The following is a 17,330-nucleotide window of genomic DNA, read 5'->3' on the forward strand; positions in this document are numbered from 1 at the left end:
TCACTCCCCTTGCTATGAACTTGATGCACTGCGCCAGCAGGGCGCCAGACGTCTCGTACAGGCGGACAAGCCACGTTTGCTGGCGGAGCTTGGTGCGGAGGCATGATTGAGTACGGATGAGCGAGGTGCGACGCTGGCGGAGATAGGTGACGGGCAATAAAAAACGGCGCCTAAGCGCCGTTGATGTACAAACCGAGTCGTTGTTATTTTTTGATGCGAATAACCGGCGTTTCGCCGACGACAACAGAACCACTCAGTTTGGTCAGCTCTTTGATTTCATCCATATTGGAGATCACAACGGGCGTCAGTGTAGATTTGGCTTTTTCTTCCAGCAGCGGCAGATCGAATTCGATGATCGTGTCGCCTTTCTTGACGCGTTGACCTTCTTCAGCGATGCGTTTGAAGCCTTCGCCTTTCAGTTCAACGGTATCAATACCGAAGTGAACGAACAGCTCGATGCCGCTGTCGGATTCAATGGAAAAAGCATGGTTGGTTTCGAAAATTTTACCGATGGTGCCATCTACCGGAGCAACCAGTTTGTTCCCGTTCGGTTTGATAGCAATACCGTCACCGACGATTTTTTCGGCGAAAACAACATCAGGCACATCTTCAATGTTTACGATCTCGCCAGACAACGGGGCGATGATCTCAATGCTGCCGGTATCTTTTTTATCATCAGAAACCAGAGACTTCAGTTTATCGAACAAACCCATGATTCTCTCCTAAGCTTTAATATTGGGCCAGCATGGCGGATCAGCAAAGCGTCTTTTCTTTAATGAACCGGTTTACCAGATTGCTTAACTCTTCCGCCGTCGGTTGGGCTAATGCCTGTTCCGCCAGCGCCTTCGCATCGCCGTAATTGGCATTACGGATGATTTTCTTGATACGAGGGATTGAGATGGCACTCATGCTGAATTCATCCAGACCCATTCCCAATAACAGTAGTGTAGCACGTTCGTCACCGGCGAGCTCACCACACATCCCTGTCCATTTGCCTTCTGCGTGAGAGGCGTCAATCACTTGCTTGATCAGGGTTAATACTGCCGGGGACATCGGATTGTAGAGATGAGAAATCAGCTCATTACCGCGATCTACAGCCAGAGTATACTGGGTTAAGTCGTTTGTCCCAATACTGAAGAAGTCCACTTCCTTGGCCAGATGATGGGCGATCGTGGCTGCTGCCGGTGTTTCCACCATGACGCCGACCTCGATGGTTTCATCAAAGGCTTTACCTTCTTCTTTCAGCTGCGCTTTCAGCATTTCCAGTTCAGCTTTCAGCGTACGCACTTCCTCGACGGAAATAATCATCGGGAACATGATACGCAGTTTGCCGAAGGCGGAAGCACGCAGGATAGCGCGGAGCTGTGAATGCAGAATTTCTTTACGGTCCAGACAGATACGGATCGCGCGCCAGCCCAGGAACGGGTTGTCTTCTTTCGGCAGGTTCATGTACGGCAGATCTTTATCGCCGCCGATGTCCATCGTACGAACGATGACTGCTTGAGCGCCCATCGCTTCCGCAACGGCTTTGTATGCCTGGAACTGTTCTTCTTCAGTCGGCAGCGCATCACGATCCATAAACAGGAATTCGGTACGGTACAGACCCACGCCTTCCGCGCCGTTACGCTCAGCGCCCGCGACGTCGCGCACGGTACCGATGTTGGAGCAGACTTCAACCTGATGTCCATCCAGCGTGACCGCTGGCAGATCTTTCAGTTTAGCAAGCTCTTGTTTTTCTGAGATGAACTGCTGCTGAACTTCTTTCAGCTTATCGATGATGTCCTGGCTCGGATTCTGGTAAATGGTGTTGTTCACGCCGTCCAGAATCAGGAAATCACCGGTTTTAACCTGTTGGGTCGCATCTGAGGTACCCACAATGGCCGGCAGTTCCAGAGAACGCGCCATGATGGAGGTGTGAGATGTACGGCCGCCGATATCGGTGATGAAACCCAGCACCTTTTTCAGATTTAACTGAGCGGTTTCAGACGGGGTCAGGTCGTTGGCAACCAGAATCACCTCATCCTGAATATCGCCCAAATCGACAATATTCATGCCGAGAATGTTTTTCAGCAGGCGCTTGCCGATGTCACGCATGTCGGCAGCGCGCTCCTTCAGGTATTCGTCATCCAGTTCTTCCAATGCCTTGGCCTGGTTTTCAATAACAGAAGAAGCCGCCGCGTCTGCAGATGCGTGGTCATCTTTAATCAGGGATATGATTTCCTGCTCGAACTCTTCATCTTCCAGCAGCATGATGTGACCTTCGAAAATAGCTTCTTTCTCGGGCCCCAGTGTTTCCGCTGCTTTGTTTTTGATCGCTTCCAACTGCTGTGAGGCTTTCGCCCGGCCAGCCAGAAAACGCTCGACTTCCTGATCGACCTGTTCCGCAGTGATTTTTTTCCGGTTGATGACGATCTCATCGTCTTTCAGTAACAGCGCCTTACCAAAAGCAATCCCGGGTGATACTAATATACCTGAAATCATAACCCTACCTTACTTAATACTGATGTGCACTAAAGAGACCGGCTGCTGTTACTCAAGCTCAGCCATCAGTTTAACCAGATGTTCAACGGCTTTTTGTTCGTCTTCGCCTTCAGCGGAGATCGTCACCACTGTGCCCTGAGTCAAGCCGAGGGTCTGTAATTTGAACAGGCTCTTAGCGCTGGCGCTTTTACCGTTAGAGTTGACGGTGATGTCAGAAACGAAGCCTTTAGCTTCTTTAACAAACTGAGCAGCGGGACGGGTGTGGAGGCCATTCGGCGCGGTAATAGTTACTTCTTGCTGGAACATTCGGTTTTCCCCAACTTATTGGATTAGATAAATGTTGTGGAACTAAAGTCTAGTTTATCGACTGAACTTTAGCCTGTTTGGTTAACTCCCTGCGCATGTTACAGGGGCAGGCCGGGATGCGGCAAGGAACGCCTAAACGTTACCTTGAATACAATATCAGTAAACCACCCTGAGAGTTCAACCATCGTCACACAGGTGAATCAGAATACCGTTTGGAGACTCGACTCGCGTTGCGCTCAATCATGAAATTTTCAGAGGGTGAAGACAGATATTAATTTCACGCATCAAAATAATTGTCCGGTTAAATACTAAACCTAGGCTGGAAATGCAATCCACTACACCTGCAAACTTTGACGTGGCCCACAAAAAAGCACCCCGAAGAGTGCTTTTTGTAACATGCCGATTACTTATCCGTGGCTTGTCTGTTACTGCTGAAGCTCTTGCTCGGTGAACAGATCGGCGAACAAAGCGGTACTCAAATAGCGCTCGCCGGAAGAGGGCAGAATGACCACAATAGTTTTGTCTTTAAAGGCGTCTTCTTTCAGCAGGTTAAGTGCCGCGGCAACGGCTGCGCCCGACGAAATTCCCGCCAGAATGCCTTCTTCTTCCATCAGGCGACGTGCGTTGCTGATGGCATCTTCATTACTGACACGTTCAACGCGGTCCACCAGTTTCAAATCCAGGTTTTCTGGAATGAAGCCTGCGCCAATCCCCTGAATCTTGTGGGGACCGGGCTTGATCTCTTCGCCCGCGAGGGCTTGAGTGATGACAGGAGAGTCTACGGGTTCAACCGCGACAGTCGTGATAGCTTTGCCCTGGGTATTTTTAATGTAGCGACTGACGCCCGTTAATGTACCGCCTGTGCCGACGCCCGCAATGAATACATCGACTTCGCCGTCTGTATCTTCCCAGATTTCCGGCCCGGTGGTTTTTTCATGAATTTCCGGATTGGCTGGGTTGCTGAACTGCTGCAGCAGCAGGTAACGCTGAGGATCGCTGGCGACGATTTCTTCGGCTTTGGCGATAGCGCCTTTCATGCCTTTCGCGCCTTCGGTCAGTACCAGGTTAGCTCCAAGCGCTTTCAACAGTTTACGGCGTTCGATGCTCATGGTTTCAGGCATCGTCAGCGTTAATTTGTAACCTCGGGCGGCGGCCACGTAGGCCAAAGCGATACCAGTGTTGCCGCTGGTCGGTTCGACCAGTTCTACGCCGGGCTTCAGAACGCCGCGTTTTTCGGCATCCCAAATCAGGTTGGAACCGATACGGCATTTAACGCTAAAACTTGGGTTGCGAGACTCCACCTTAGCGAGGATGCGTCCATTACCTATGCGATTCAGCCGAACCAGCGGCGTATGGCCGATTGTGAAAGAATTGTCTTCGTAGATCTTGCTCATAGCCCGTCCTTTAAATAGCTGTATGTAATTTTTGTGAACGCTAGAGAGAATACCTTTTCAACACTTTCAGTGAAGTAAGCAATCGCTATATCGTTATGTTTTTAGGAAATATATTTTCATCATTTCCCGGCCCGAGTCAGCGAGGTTTATTTGGCTTTCAACACGTTGGATAAATGCTGGTAACGATCTACCCATAGCGCTGTTGCGCCGCATACGGCGACGGGCATGATGATCAGGTTCAGCACCGGAACGATCGTGCACAGATTGACCAGGGCGCCGAACTGCAGATTGCTCATTTTATGCTGTCGCAAAGTCTGGCGCATGACCGGGAAACTGACCTTATGATTATCGAACGGGTAGTCGCAATACTGCACCGCCAGCATCCAGGCGCTGAAGATAAACCAGAGGACTGGAGCGACCGTTTGACCAATGCCCGGTACGAAATAGAGTAAAAACAGCACCAGCGCTCGAGGTAAATAATAGCCAAGTTTCTGTACTTCACGTCGCATGATTCGCGGCGTGTCTTTAGCGATGCCCCATATACCGCTGTCCGGCAGAGCGACGCCGGTCAACCGTGCTTCTAACTGCTCAGCCAGCAGGCCATTGAACGGCGCCGCGATGAAATTGGTCAACGTGCTGAAAAAGTAGCTAAAGACCAACAGGATGGATATGACCGCTAGAGGCCAGAGCAGATAGCTGAGCCACTGCAGCCAATTAGGAATATGGCTCATCAGTTGAGGAATCCAACTGTTTAGTTGCTGGAACAGCCACCAGAAGGCGCCGCCCATCAGCAAAATATTGACCAGCATCGGCAAGACGACGAATCGGCGGATTCCCGGCAGCGAGAGCAACTGCCAGCCTCTCACGAAATAGTGGAAACCGCTGCGTAGGTTCTGACGTTCTTGGGCGTAAGGCATACTCTTGTTCTCATTGTTCCTTGAAGATGGCGGCATCATATCGGGACGATATTGTGCTGGCTAGCCCGCTTTTGCATGAAAAAACAGCAAAAAAGTGCGCACTTATCATCTTTATTGTCATAAACTGTCGGCCAGACTTGCACTTGTGTACACGGGCAAATACAGTTAGTGATATATGTATATGCCATAGTGGCAATGTATTGGAATAACTGGGATAGCAATGATGCAGGACTTGCGTCTGATATTAATCGTTGTTGGCGCGATCGCTATTATAGCACTGCTGCTGCACGGCTTGTGGACCAGCCGTAAAGAGCGTTCGTCCCTTTTTCGCGATCGTCCTGTGAAGCGTTTGAAGCAGGATCCGGAAGAAACGCCGTTCGAGGCGCTGGATGAAGGCGTTGGAGAAGTACGGGTCAAACCCGTGCGTCCGCCAAAAAGTACGCCCCCTGCGACTCGTCCGCCAGCGAGCGCTTCAGGGCGCGCCGTGGACGATCCTCCGTTGACGTCTCATGAACCGACATCATCTTCAGCAAATTATGATCCGCTGTTGGGTGAAACGGATTCTGCGGAGCAGTCTCGAATCGATGAGGCCGAGCGTGAGCTTGCGGCAGACACGCATTCCGATTCGGAAACGGTGGCGGAGCGTGAAGCCAAAATGGCAAGCCTGCAGGAAGCGCAAGAAGAAGCGGCTCCCGCTAATGACGCGCCGGCGGCGAAAGAAGCGGTATTGGTGGTTCATGTCGCGGCACACCAAGGTGGCGTCATCGGCGGAGAACTGTTGCTGCAAAGCGTTCTTCAGTCGGGTTTCCAGTTCGGTGAGATGAATATTTTCCATCGCCATGTTAATCCAGCTGGCGGCGGTCCGGTGCTGTTCAGCCTGGCCAATATGGTGAAACCGGGTTCTTTCAATCCTGACGATATGTCGGAATTTTCGACGCCGGGCGTGTCCATCTTCATGATGGTGCCGTCTTATGGTGACGCTGGCCAGAATTTCAAACTCATGCTGCAATCCGCGCAGCGCATCGCCGATGATGTCGGTGGCGTGGTGCTAGACGATGAGCGCAGAATGATGACGCCGCAAAAGGTCGAAGTCTATAAATCACGTATCCGCGAAGTGCTCAACTAACCGTTCAGTATTATCGTGTTCTCCAGCGATACACAGTAAAAAGCCTCCGCTAGCGGAGGCTTTTTCTTTAGGCTTNAATTCGCTTAAGTTGCATGACAACCCGTTTTCAGCATTGAAGCACATGAATGCCCAACCCGCTTCTCCCTAAGCGACGGTGGTGAACCGTTATTCTTGCGCTTGCGTTGCCGGCGGCTCAGCTTTGGGGTCTGTGGTTGAGGCTGCCTTGGCTTCCAACTCGTCCAGTCGTTGTTCCAGTCGCGTCAGTTTTTCACGCGTGCGCAGTAGAACCTGTGTTTGAACGTCAAATTCTTCCCGGTTGACGAGATCCAGACGGGATAGCTGCGACTGCAGAACCTGACGAATCTTTTTTTCCATATCTTCGCCGAGTTCACGAATCCCTTTGGGCATGGATTCGTGCATCTGACGGGCGATTTGCTCTATCTTTTTAGGGTCAATCATGATGATTTTCCTGATGGGTTAGACGGAAAAAGTGCTGCTGTTAGCTAAGTGTAATGCCTGCCTGGCATTGTATAAACCTAAACTGCGCCAGCGTAGCGGTTATTGATGATGAGAGCCCTTATACCCGTTGCCCCTGCAAATCGTTAGCGTTATAGTAAACCCGCTTATTCTCAGGGCGGGGCGCAATTCCCCACCGGCGGTAAACCAGTCCATACACGGTATGAGGTTGGAAGCCCGCGAGCGCTCAGACTGTTTTACTAGGTTTGAGGTCAGCAGATCCGGTGAAATTCCGGGGCCGACGGTTAAAGTCCGGATGGGAGAGAGTAACGGTATCCGTCAGGCTGAGCCTGCCCGCGTTATTTTTTTAGCATTGATCGCATTTCTATGCCGTCAATGCCACTCCTCAAGTTAGCCCTGATTCTGGTAATCCATAGAAAATAGTGAGGGGTTTTTTACCATGAATCAGACTTTGCTTTCTCAATTTGGTACACCGACCGAGCGTGTTGAACGCGCGCTTGAAGCGCTGCGTCAGGGACGTGGCGTCATGGTGCTGGACGATGAAAATCGTGAAAACGAAGGCGATATGATTTTTTCCGCCGAACATATGACCGTCCAGCAGATGGCGCTGACTATTCGCCACGGCAGTGGGATTGTTTGTCTGTGCCTGACCGAAGAGCGTAGACAAAAACTGGAATTGCCGATGATGGTCGAGCATAACTCCAGCCATTATCAAACGGCCTTTACGGTGACCATCGAAGCGGCTGAAGGCGTGACGACCGGCGTGTCCGCCGCAGATCGGCTGACTACCGTTCGTGCCGCTACCGCCGATGATGCCCGCGCCAGCGATCTGAATCGTCCTGGGCATGTTTTCCCTCTGCGTGCGCAGCCCGGCGGCGTACTGGTCCGTGGTGGCCACACAGAAGCGACGGTCGATCTGATGACGCTTGCTGGTCTGAAGCCGTTTGGGGTGCTGTGCGAACTGACGAATGACGACGGTTCCATGGCGCGTGCGCCAGAGGTGATCGCCTTTGGGCAGCAGCACGATATGCCGGTCCTGACGATCGAGGATCTGGTGGCTTACCGCAAGGCGGTTGAACTGAAAGCCAGCTAATCGTGCTACCGATTTGTGCTCTATGCCGGGGCGAGTCCCCGGCTGTATTCTAACTGGGTTTACGCGCCAACAGCGTGGCGAAACGCAGTTTGATACGCTTCCCCTCCACATCCGTTTTATGCAACTCTCCGATATCCTGATTGTATTTCACCACCTCCCACGCCTCGTAATAGCGGCGCAGCTCGTCCTCTTGGAACGTAAATGAAAAGGGCAGCGGGCAGGGATAATCCTCGGTCGACATCGCCGCGACAATTAGGTTGTACCCCCCGGCGCGGGTCTGTTGCTGCATATTCTGGATAATGGCCGGTATGCGGGAACGATCGAGGAACATAAATACAACGGTAGACAAAATCATGTCGTAGGCGTCATCAATGTCGGCGAGATTGATATCATGCTCTCGTGCCCGAATTTCCTCGAGATGCTCTTGCGCGATGATCTCGTTCAATGCGCGAATACTTTCAGAACTTTTATCCCATGCGGTGACATTCCAGCCTTTCTGATGAAGGTAAAGTGTATTACGTCCGCGGCCGCAGCCGAGATCCAATGCCTTGCCGCTATCAAGATTACGCAGGGCATCAACCACCTCTGAGTGCGTGCGAGTCAGGCCATACTTCTGATGGAAATAATCGTCAGGTCTACAGTAAAAACTCAGTTGACAGAGCATGTCGTCGGAGCAGGCCTCAACGCGATAGCGTTGCTACGGTTCGATATAAGGGGACGAGAGCTGTGGGGAAATACGGTGTGTCGAGATGGCCTCATCGTGTTCCGAGAGTATCGTCAGCGTTAACTCTCCTTGTAATACCGCCAGTCTGGTCCAGGTGCCATCCTGCGCGTTGTATTCATCTTGGAGAGCCGTTAGTAGTGTTTCGCAATCCCATACCGGCAGCTGTTTGTAGCACATCAATGTATTCATAATTATCTCAATAGCATAGCGAAAGCAATTTCATCATTGTATCGGCTGGATGCGTCGGAAACCATGAAGTTGCTTTTTAAATGCATCAATTAATTGAGCGGTAGGTAAGGGTGTGATGAGAGAGCGTGACAGACAAACGAGGAAGGGGGATGAGGCAGGGGAAAGGTGCAACCGGTAAATAATCGGGGGGAAGCCTATCGCTTCCGCCCCGGAGTGCCTGACCTGTATGAGCGTCAGGATAACGTGCTATCAGCCGCAGCGATTACAGGCTTTAGCCTGAATCTGCTGGAAGAAATCGTTGCCCTTGTCATCTACCAGGATGAATGCCGGGAAGTCCTCAACCTCGATTTTCCAGATCGCTTCCATACCCAGCTCAGGATATTCGACACAGGTCAGACTCTTAATGCTGTTCTGCGCCAGGATCGCGGCAGGACCGCCGATACTGCCGAGGTAGAAACCGCCGTGTTTCTTACACGCGTCGGTCACCTGCTGGCTGCGGTTGCCCTTTGCCAGCATGATCTTGCTGCCACCGTGGGACTGCAGCAGATCAACGTAGGAGTCCATACGACCCGCAGTAGTCGGCCCCAAAGAGCCGGAGGCGTACCCCGTCGGCGTTTTGGCCGGACCTGCATAGTAAATCGGATGGTCTTTGACGTACTGAGGCAGGCCTTCGCCATTGTCGATACGCTCTTTCAGCTTCGCATGGGCAATGTCGCGTCCCACGATGATGGTGCCGCTCAGGGACAGACGAGTAGAGACCGGATACTGAGAAAGCTCGGTGAGGATATCATCCATCGGACGGTTGAGGTCGATGCGGACTGCCTCGCCTTCGCCAGCCTGACGCAGATGTTCCGGAATGTATTTGCCGGGATTCTGCTCCAGCTGTTCCAGCCAGATGCCGTCACGGTTGATTTTGCCTTTGATGTTGCGGTCGGCGGAGCACGATACACCCATGCCGACTGGGCATGATGCGCCGTGGCGCGGCAGGCGGATGACACGAATATCGTGCGCGAAATATTTACCGCCGAATTGTGCGCCCAGGCCCAGATTACGGGCTTCTTCCAACAGTTCCTGCTCCAGCGCCGTGTCACGGAAAGCCTGACCGTGTTCGTTACCTTCGGTCGGTAACTCATCGTAGTAGTGCGTTGAGGCCAACTTGACGGTTTTCAGGGTGGTTTCCGCCGAGGTGCCGCCGACGACGAAAGCAATGTGGTACGGCGGGCAAGCCGCGGTGCCCAGCGTGCGCATTTTTTCCACCAGGAAGTTTTTCAGTTTTCCTGGGGTCAGCAGCGCTTTGGTTTCCTGATACAGATACGTTTTATTGGCAGAACCGCCACCTTTGGTGACGAACAGGAATTTGTACTCTTCGCCTTCCGTGCTGTAGAGGTCAATCTGGGCGGGGAGGTTAGTCCCGGTGTTGACCTCTTTATACATATCCAACGGTGCGTTCTGCGAGTAGCGCAGGTTGTCTTCGATGAAGGTGTTATAGACGCCGTGCGACAGCGCTTCCGCATCGTTAACGCCGGTCCAGACGTTCTGGCCTTTCTTGCCGACGATGATGGCGGTTCCGGTATCCTGACAGGTTGGCAAAATGCCCTTAGCGGCGATCTCTGAGTTGCGCAGGAATTGCAGCGCAACATATTTGTCGTTTTCACTCGCTTCCGGATCGCTCAGAATGTCGGCGACCTGCTGCTGGTGGTCGGGACGCAGCATGAACGAAGCATCGTGGAAGGCTTGCTGAGCAAGCAGCGTCAGTCCTTCCGGTGCGATTTTCAACATGTCCTGACCGTCGAACTGCGTTACGGAAACATAGTCTCTGGAGAGCAAGCGATACTCGGTTTTATCTTTACCGAGGGGAAAAGGCTCTTGGTAATGAAAAGTTTTATTCGACATTGGTTTCTCACTTAAGGCCGTATAGTTTATGAATTCGTTCAGTTTTATCGCCCTGGCGGCGTGTTTTGCGCAGTCTTTATCATTAGGGCGGTGCGTTTCGTGCTGCGACAAAAGTAATAGACGCTACAATGTTATGGTTTTATTTCCACGAGTGCTACGTATGAGGGGCACATTATTATTAATCTCCGTCATGTTTTCATGGAAAATAGCGATAGGCTTGTTTCATACGGTGAGAATTCAGTCTGATGCGCGTTATTGAATAATATTTAAGTTAATTAATTTTCTTAATTTAAATAAATTAAGAGAGATAAAACGAGCGTCAAAAAATATCTCTGCGCACGCTGGTTATGCATTTTCATTATTACTCTTCCACCCATGTCCCTCATTTGTATTCCATAAAATCCGCATAATGGGCCTCTCCCGGTTTTTGAAACACGCCTTTTGCGTCAGCGTCTACGCTTGATTTCAAACGTGTCTCTGTTTGTACTCGGAAGATCGGGCAGAGCAACGCCCCCTTCACTCAGAGAGNAACACCTATGAACTTCGATCTGTTTGCCGATGAGCAACCCGAGCGCCGTACGGAGATTCTCGCGCCGGGAGCCGTAGTGATGCGCGGCTATGTCTGGGACGAGGCTGATACGTTATTAAACGACATCAAGCGGGTGAGTGATTCAGCGCCTTTTCGGCACCTGACAACACCGGGCGGATATGGCATGTCCGTGGCCATGAGCAACTGCGGGCCATTGGGGTGGGTGAGTGATGAGCGAGGTTATCGTTACGACGCGTACGATCCGCTTTCCGGCCGCCCCTGGCCCGAGATGCCGCCTCTCTTCCATCAGTTGGCGACGGCCGCGGCGGGAGAGGCCGGCTTTCCGGGATTTCGGCCCGATGCCTGCCTGATCAATCGCTATTCGTTGGGAGCGCGTCTGTCACTTCATCAGGATAAGGATGAACGCGATCTTGAGCAGCCTATCGTTTCGTTTTCACTGGGGTTAAATGCCATTTTTCTCTTTGGGGGGAGGGAACGCAGCGATCCATGTCAGCGCGTACTGCTTTCACATGGCGATGCGGTAGTTTGGGGCGGGGAATCTCGGTTGTTTTACCATGGGATTCAGCCGCTGAAGCCGGGACCTTTACCAAGCGGTATGCCGGGAGAATATCGGTTCAACATGACGTTTCGCAAGGTTCGCTAAAGCATAGAAGAGCGCATGGCGCGGGTCAGCGGATACAGGCATCGGGCGTCGGATGCGCCCGATGCGGAGAGATCAGGCACGCCCCAGGCGCATCAGTTCTTCCGGTGCAAAGAAGCCATTCAGGCCTTTCAGCTCGACGCATTTGGCCTTACGCACTTCTTCACGTTTTAGTTTTTCCGCATGAATAGCGGTGACGGTACCTACGGTGCGGGAGCCATCCTGCATGACTCGGCAACCGATGCTGAGCGGGTTTCTGTATCGGTCATACGCTGTGTACATTTTTTGCCTCCAAAGCTTTGACGACATACCACCCGACCGATCCTACTGCTCAGCAATGCAATAAACCATGGTATTAGTATGGTTATAATTAATGACTCTATAAATCAAGGGGCTTGTGACAGGGGGCGCTAAAAACAACAGAACGAAACGCACAGATGCACGTTCGTTCCGTTGGCCGTCAAGACGTCGCGTTTTTGGGCAGGCGCTTAAAGCTGAAGATCAATTGAACCGCGTTGATGATGATGAGCAGCGATGTCACCAAAAAGACCCAGCGGTATCCCAACGTGGCAGAAATACCGGAGCCGAGCAGGGGACCGACGACATTCCCCAGATACATGCAGGACTGGTTATACCCGAAGATGCGCCCGGTCACCTGCTGACTGCTGTATTTCACCAGAAGGGCCTGAACGGCGGGCAACAATGCGCCGTCGGCAAAGCCCAAGATAAAACGCAGGATCCCCAATTGGGNCGCGCTTTGAATGGTCGACATCAGGAAAAACAGCAATGCGCTGAACAGTAGCGCGACGATGAGAATTCGCTGCGAACCAATGCGGTCGCCGAGTTTGCCCAGCCGGGGGGCGGACATCAACGCCGACACGCCGGGAACCGCGGCAATGACCCCGCTGATAAAGGCGATGTTCTCGATGTCGGGAGACAGCTCGCGGATGAACAGCGTCAGTATCGGGCCTATCGAGCCATTGGCCATCTGTATCATCATGGTGGTGATGCAGAGGCTGACGATCAGCATGGGATAGGGCAGCGACGCGAAGACGGCCTTACCGGACAGCCGGTCGGCTTTGCTGACTTTGACGAAATTCTCTTTAATCGCGAACAGCGTAATCAGGAAAGAGATAAATAGTAGGCCGGACGTCACGAAAAATACCGTTCGCAGCCCTAGGTGGTCCGCCATGAATCCCCCCAGCATGGGCCCTATCAGCACGCCGGATACCTGCCCGGTGGAGAGCGTACCCAGCGCCCAACCGCTCCGGGCGCGGGGCACCTGAGAGGCGATGAGCGCCATAGCGTTGGGGATATAGCCGGAAGTCAGTCCCATTAAGGCGCGAAGTAGGAACAGATGCCAGACGCTGGTCGCCATCCCTTGTAACCCCATGACGATCGACATCCCAAGCGCGGCTCGCAACAGCATTAGCCTGCGCCCTTTTCGGTCGGCCAGACTGCCCCAAAGGGGGGCGACGATGGCTGAAATCATGAAGGATGAACTGAAAATCAGCCCAGACCATAGATTGAGAGACGCATGATCGCGCACGCCGAGCTGCTCGATATACAGCGGCAGGAACGGCAGGATCTGGCTCATGGCCATGCCGGTAAAAAAGCACCCTACCCAAGCGGAGAATAGGTTAAGTTTCCATTTTTCCATAAGGTCAGGACATGAAGTTACTTAGACTGTGAACAATGAGTATGGCTGTTTTAACTGCATCGTGAAATGGTTTTTGTATATCAAAGGATAACGAGTGGGCAGAAAAAAGAGGAACTAAGGGGAGTCGAAGGGAGAAGATTACGCCGCCTTTCCGGATAGAACAGGCGGCGTGGAGCCCTACTGGCGAACCAATCGCCCTACCGCGTGGCTGTCTTCGAAGTTACTGCGGAAAGGATTGATATCCAGACCGCCGCGTCGCGTATAGCGCGCGAAAACCGTCAGCTTTTGCGGTTGGCAGTAGCGCTGAATGTCGTTGAAGATACGCTCGACGCACTGCTCATGGAACTCATTGTGCTGGCGGAACGAAATCAGATAGCGCAACAGGCATTCCGGGTCGATTTTTCTGCCTTCATATTTAATCACCACGCTACCCCAGTCCGGCTGGTAGGTCACCAGACAGTTGGATTTGAGCAGGTTGGAGCTCAGCGTCTCGCTGACCATCGGCGCGTTTTCGGAAACGGCGTATTTCAGATACTCCGGGTTGAAGGAGTAGTCGTTTACTTCGATATCCAGGTCGTCGATAACGGTGCCAGGCAGGTCGTCGATGTGTGCCGGATAGCCGGTCAGTCCGGGATAAATATTGACTTTAACCTGGCCTTGCGCAGCGGCCGAGAGGTCGGTCACCAGCGTGGACAACAGGGTTTCAATATCGCGCATACGAGTCTGGTTGAAGCTGTTGAGATAAAGCTTGAATGACTTGGATTCGATCAGGTTGACAGAAGAGGCCGGAACCTGAAATTCGGCAATCCCCACCATTGGCTTGCCTTTCTTGTTGAGCCACGACAGCTCAAAGGCCGTCCACAGGTCATAGCCCGTGAAAGGGAGCTCGGCGTCGGTCAGGCCGACCAGCTCGCGCCCATTGGCGCGAGGCAGCGCTTCCAGCAGTTCCGGATCGTATTGGTCGGGGTAGCTGGAGCGAACGCCAAGATGAGTGATTTTATCTTTTTCCGTGATATGCATAAGATCATTTCCTTGCCGGAGCGGCGTTGATATAGCTTCTGAACAGTTTCCGCGTGCCGTAAATCGGGCCGACGCCCAGCACTGCATAAACGACTTTAATCATGAATTGAGACAGAATCATGGTTTTGATGACGTCAAAACTCAGCACATTATAGAACGCCACGGTACAGAAAATAACGCTGTCTACGGCCGATGCGGTAATCGTACTGGTGATGACGCGAATGAACAGATAGCGCGACTTCGTCATGATTTTGATTTTATAGAGAACGTAGGCGTTTACGTTTTCAGAAACCAGATAGGCAAGCGAAGACGCCACCAGCACCGCCATGATGCTGTGCACGATACCGTTATAAGTATGGTCGTACTCCCACTGCGGCAATCCTGGGATCAGGCTCGTCACCCACAGGCCAAGGACGAACGCGAGGTTGGCGAAAAAGGTGATAAGGATCGTTCGCCTCGCCAACTTCAGTCCGTAAAATTCATTGAGGATATCCACCAAAATAAACGTAATGGGATAGACGAAAACGGCGGGCGGCACCACCATGTTTAGCGCGGGCACGAAGACCGGTTTCACCCCGGCAATGGTCGAGAAAATGTAAATAACGCTCAGCGCGATACTGATGAGCAGATAGGCGTGCCAGGAACGATCGTTGCGGTCGCTGATGTCGTAGACGGTTGTGATGTCTCTGCTGTTGTAGAGCTTTTTGTATAGGGCATTAAGCTCGTGGCGGCTGAAATCATCAGAGATTTCGTTATCCACGAGTTCTTTTAAATCCATGCTGATAGTTTTGCCTGTCGCCAGCACCATGATGTTGGCTGACAATTCGCCGCTATGGTTAAATCCCAGTAGTTTAAACTTTCTGTTGGATTCCATTTACAGTCTTTCCTCTATGATATAGCCCAGCAGTACTATATTGCTGGGTCTTTTCCTTTCAATTGAGATGTTTCCCTCTGGTGGCTGAATAATAAAACCTTCAGCCTGCGAATAGCACAGTAAGGGGGTGTTAACTACCAGGGCTGGTGGACGTTTAATAATAATGACATCGTTCGGTGAAAATTGGTTACTAATAGTAGACTCAACTCTCATCGCTAGAATATTTGATTCTTCTCCGAAGAAATAGGTCAGCGGATATTGAATGGCTAACTGACCTATTTTCTTATCTTGTGACGCTAATAAATCAGACTGAGGAATAATAGGGATCGCGGCTGGATTTTTATTACCTTCGTAGGAAAGGGTATTATTAAGCTGTTCGATCTTTTCCAGATCGTAATCTTCTATTTCTTCACACGACAGGCCGAAAAAATCGGAAATACGATTCACGGTTGATTGCTGTACGTTATTCACGCGGCCATCGAGGATTTTGTAGATAGTCGTGCGGGTCACACCGGTGCGGTTTGAAAATGACGCTTTCGTTTCCCCACGCGTCCGCATCAAATATTCAATATTCTTGATGATGTTGGTTTTACGTTGAGCATTCGTTGTTTTCATAGACATCCTTTACGCAATAACACCTCTTACCCGTTTATCTTACGCTAAAACAGCGTTTGTCCGCATCCAGAGGGGCGTAATTTCTTGTCGAATTCGGNGGTTAAATCATCATACGAAAATCTTCACCAACACACTATCCCTGCCATTATTATTGGCCTATCGAAAAGTGAACACTAAAGTTAGTTTTACGTCAACTTATCTGTTGACTAAAGGTTTTTTGCTGCGTTACTGTTTAAAGAGCTCTGATGGATATACACGGTGCATGCTGTTGTTATGTCTTATGGCAGTCATTATTGATTAAAAAATTATTGCCGTGATTTTCTTATTGGAGCCAGAGTCATTCTAATTCCAACACCAGGGAACTTAGGTAGGAATGAATGAAGAAAGTATCATTCAAGATCCATTGACCCGAAATAATTAGCTGTGGCAATTATATTGCCGCGCTGTCTTAACATCGGACAGCGCGGCAACATGATTATTCGGCTCACGTCGCTTATTCTCGCCATGCACCCTCTTTTCCCCGTCAGCCTCTGTCCAGCCCAAGTCCGATGTGGATACCAGCTGTACGTCGCTCTTTGATGATCCATGGGGCGCCTAACAAGCGCACATTCGTTCACAAGGAAGTAACACCGAAACGCGAATTTTCGCTATCATGCATCCTTTCTACCTGCGACAGATGAGTACTATGGAACGTTTTCTTGAGAATACGATGTACGCCGCCCGGTGGCTGTTGGCGCCGGTTTATCTTGGTTTATCGCTGGGGCTGCTGGCGCTGACCATCAAGTTTTTTCAGGAGATCTGGCATGTTCTGCCCAATATTTTTTCCGTGGCGGAATCTGAGCTGGTCCTGACGCTGCTGTCGCTGGTGGATATGACACTGGTGGGTGGTTTACTGGTCATGGTGATGTTTTCGGGCTACGAAAACTTCGTCTCGGCTCTCGATATCGACGAGGGTAAAGAGAAGCTGAACTGGCTGGGCAAGATGGACTCCGGTTCGCTGAAAAACAAAGTGGCGGCTTCCATCGTCGCCATCTCTTCCATCCATTTACTGCGTGTATTTATGGATGCCCGCAATGTCGCCGACAACAAGCTGATGTGGTACGTCATCATCCATCTTACTTTTGTGTTGTCTGCCTTCGTCATGGGCTATCTGGACCAGCTGTCGCGTCGAGATAAAGACCACTAACGTCTGGTGCGCTATTCGTTGCCCGTCATGTTAGCGATTACCCACAGAATCAGGCGCGTTGGCTCCGGCGAACCGCCTCTGTGGCGTGCGGTCCCTCTCCAGGTCATTTTGAGCGTTTTGTCACAACTCTATATTGTTACCGGTAACATGTTACCGGTAACGGTGCTACGATTATTGACATAACC

16 protein-coding genes, 1 pseudogene and 1 riboswitch are annotated in these 17,330 nt (G+C 51.4%); of the genes and pseudogenes, 4 read left to right on the forward strand and 13 right to left on the reverse strand.

Annotated features, from left to right (window positions below; genetic code table 11):
* Window positions 1–203: 203 nt before the first annotated feature.
* The 5 genes from crr to cysZ all read right to left on the reverse strand — a co-directional run bounded on the left by crr (window position 204) and on the right by cysZ (window position 5,098).
* Window positions 204–713: a PTS glucose transporter subunit IIA gene (gene crr / locus SB13_RS01470; protein WP_026738656.1), complete on the reverse strand. Its 510-nt coding sequence runs from the start codon at window positions 711–713 to the stop codon at window positions 204–206.
* Window positions 714–753: 40 nt separating this feature from the next.
* The gene (ptsI, locus tag SB13_RS01475; protein ID WP_026738657.1) at window positions 754–2,481 is read right to left on the reverse strand and encodes a phosphoenolpyruvate-protein phosphotransferase PtsI; all 1,728 of its coding nucleotides are present in this window, start codon (window positions 2,479–2,481) and stop codon (window positions 754–756) included.
* Between the two features lie 48 nt (window positions 2,482–2,529).
* Window positions 2,530–2,787: a phosphocarrier protein Hpr gene (gene ptsH / locus SB13_RS01480; protein WP_026738658.1), complete on the reverse strand. Its 258-nt coding sequence runs from the start codon at window positions 2,785–2,787 to the stop codon at window positions 2,530–2,532.
* Window positions 2,788–3,212: 425 nt separating this feature from the next.
* Window positions 3,213–4,181 (reverse strand): cysteine synthase A, encoded by a 969-nt coding sequence (gene cysK / locus SB13_RS01485; RefSeq protein ID WP_026738659.1) that lies wholly within the window; start codon window positions 4,179–4,181, stop codon window positions 3,213–3,215.
* A gap of 146 nt (window positions 4,182–4,327) precedes the next feature.
* A complete protein-coding gene (gene cysZ, locus SB13_RS01490; protein ID WP_026738660.1) occupies window positions 4,328–5,098 on the reverse strand; it encodes a sulfate transporter CysZ in 771 nt (256 codons plus the stop codon).
* Window positions 5,099–5,321: 223 nt separating this feature from the next.
* On the opposite strand from cysZ, the gene zipA reads away from it, so the two are divergent.
* Window positions 5,322–6,224 carry a cell division protein ZipA gene (gene zipA / locus SB13_RS01495; protein WP_152545786.1) on the forward strand — a complete coding sequence of 301 codons (903 nt, stop codon included), beginning with the start codon at window positions 5,322–5,324 and terminating at the stop codon, window positions 6,222–6,224.
* A gap of 165 nt (window positions 6,225–6,389) precedes the next feature.
* On the opposite strand, the gene ubiK is transcribed toward zipA, so the two are convergent.
* A complete protein-coding gene (gene ubiK / locus SB13_RS01500; protein WP_026738662.1) occupies window positions 6,390–6,683 on the reverse strand; it encodes a ubiquinone biosynthesis accessory factor UbiK in 294 nt (97 codons plus the stop codon).
* Window positions 6,684–6,845: 162 nt separating this feature from the next.
* Window positions 6,846–7,012: riboswitch (FMN riboswitch) on the forward strand.
* A gap of 128 nt (window positions 7,013–7,140) precedes the next feature.
* On the opposite strand from ubiK, the gene ribB reads away from it, so the two are divergent.
* A complete protein-coding gene (ribB, locus tag SB13_RS01505) occupies window positions 7,141–7,794 on the forward strand; it encodes a 3,4-dihydroxy-2-butanone-4-phosphate synthase (RefSeq protein ID WP_026738663.1) in 654 nt (217 codons plus the stop codon).
* Window positions 7,795–7,843: 49 nt separating this feature from the next.
* Here the strand turns inward: ribB and tehB are convergent.
* Together tehB and fumA are read right to left on the reverse strand one after the other, a co-directional pair.
* Window positions 7,844–8,707 (reverse strand): annotated as a pseudogene (gene tehB, locus SB13_RS01510) (SAM-dependent methyltransferase TehB).
* Between the two features lie 249 nt (window positions 8,708–8,956).
* Window positions 8,957–10,600, reverse strand: coding sequence for a class I fumarate hydratase FumA (gene fumA, locus SB13_RS01515; protein WP_026738664.1), 1,644 nt, complete (start codon window positions 10,598–10,600; stop codon window positions 8,957–8,959).
* A gap of 536 nt (window positions 10,601–11,136) precedes the next feature.
* Here fumA and alkB point away from each other — a divergent pair.
* Complete coding sequence (gene alkB / locus SB13_RS01520) at window positions 11,137–11,793, forward strand: DNA oxidative demethylase AlkB (RefSeq protein WP_026738665.1); 657 nt, start codon at window positions 11,137–11,139, stop codon at window positions 11,791–11,793.
* Window positions 11,794–11,865: 72 nt separating this feature from the next.
* On the opposite strand, the gene ydfZ is transcribed toward alkB, so the two are convergent.
* The 5 genes from ydfZ to SB13_RS01545 form a co-directional block, all read right to left on the reverse strand.
* Window positions 11,866–12,072, reverse strand: a complete 207-nt coding sequence (gene ydfZ / locus SB13_RS01525; RefSeq protein ID WP_026738666.1) for a putative selenium delivery protein YdfZ — start codon at window positions 12,070–12,072, stop codon at window positions 11,866–11,868.
* A gap of 178 nt (window positions 12,073–12,250) precedes the next feature.
* Entirely contained in the window at window positions 12,251–13,450 is a 1,200-nt protein-coding gene (locus SB13_RS01530) for a multidrug efflux MFS transporter (protein ID WP_026738667.1), read from the reverse strand.
* Window positions 13,451–13,627: 177 nt separating this feature from the next.
* Window positions 13,628–14,470, reverse strand: a complete 843-nt coding sequence (gene queF, locus SB13_RS01535; protein WP_026738668.1) for an NADPH-dependent 7-cyano-7-deazaguanine reductase QueF — start codon at window positions 14,468–14,470, stop codon at window positions 13,628–13,630.
* 4 nt (window positions 14,471–14,474) lie between these two features.
* Window positions 14,475–15,344 carry a queuosine precursor transporter gene (locus SB13_RS01540; protein WP_026738669.1) on the reverse strand — a complete coding sequence of 290 codons (870 nt, stop codon included), beginning with the start codon at window positions 15,342–15,344 and terminating at the stop codon, window positions 14,475–14,477.
* Window positions 15,345–15,959: a helix-turn-helix domain-containing protein gene (locus tag SB13_RS01545; protein WP_026738670.1), complete on the reverse strand. Its 615-nt coding sequence runs from the start codon at window positions 15,957–15,959 to the stop codon at window positions 15,345–15,347.
* Between the two features lie 685 nt (window positions 15,960–16,644).
* Here SB13_RS01545 and SB13_RS01550 point away from each other — a divergent pair.
* Window positions 16,645–17,145 (forward strand): TIGR00645 family protein, encoded by a 501-nt coding sequence (locus SB13_RS01550; protein WP_026738671.1) that lies wholly within the window; start codon window positions 16,645–16,647, stop codon window positions 17,143–17,145.
* Window positions 17,146–17,330: the final 185 nt, after the last annotated feature.

Origin of the sequence: Lonsdalea quercina subsp. quercina (assembly GCF_000688695.1) — a bacterium.
Taxonomy (GTDB): Bacteria; Pseudomonadota; Gammaproteobacteria; order Enterobacterales; family Enterobacteriaceae; genus Lonsdalea; species Lonsdalea quercina_D.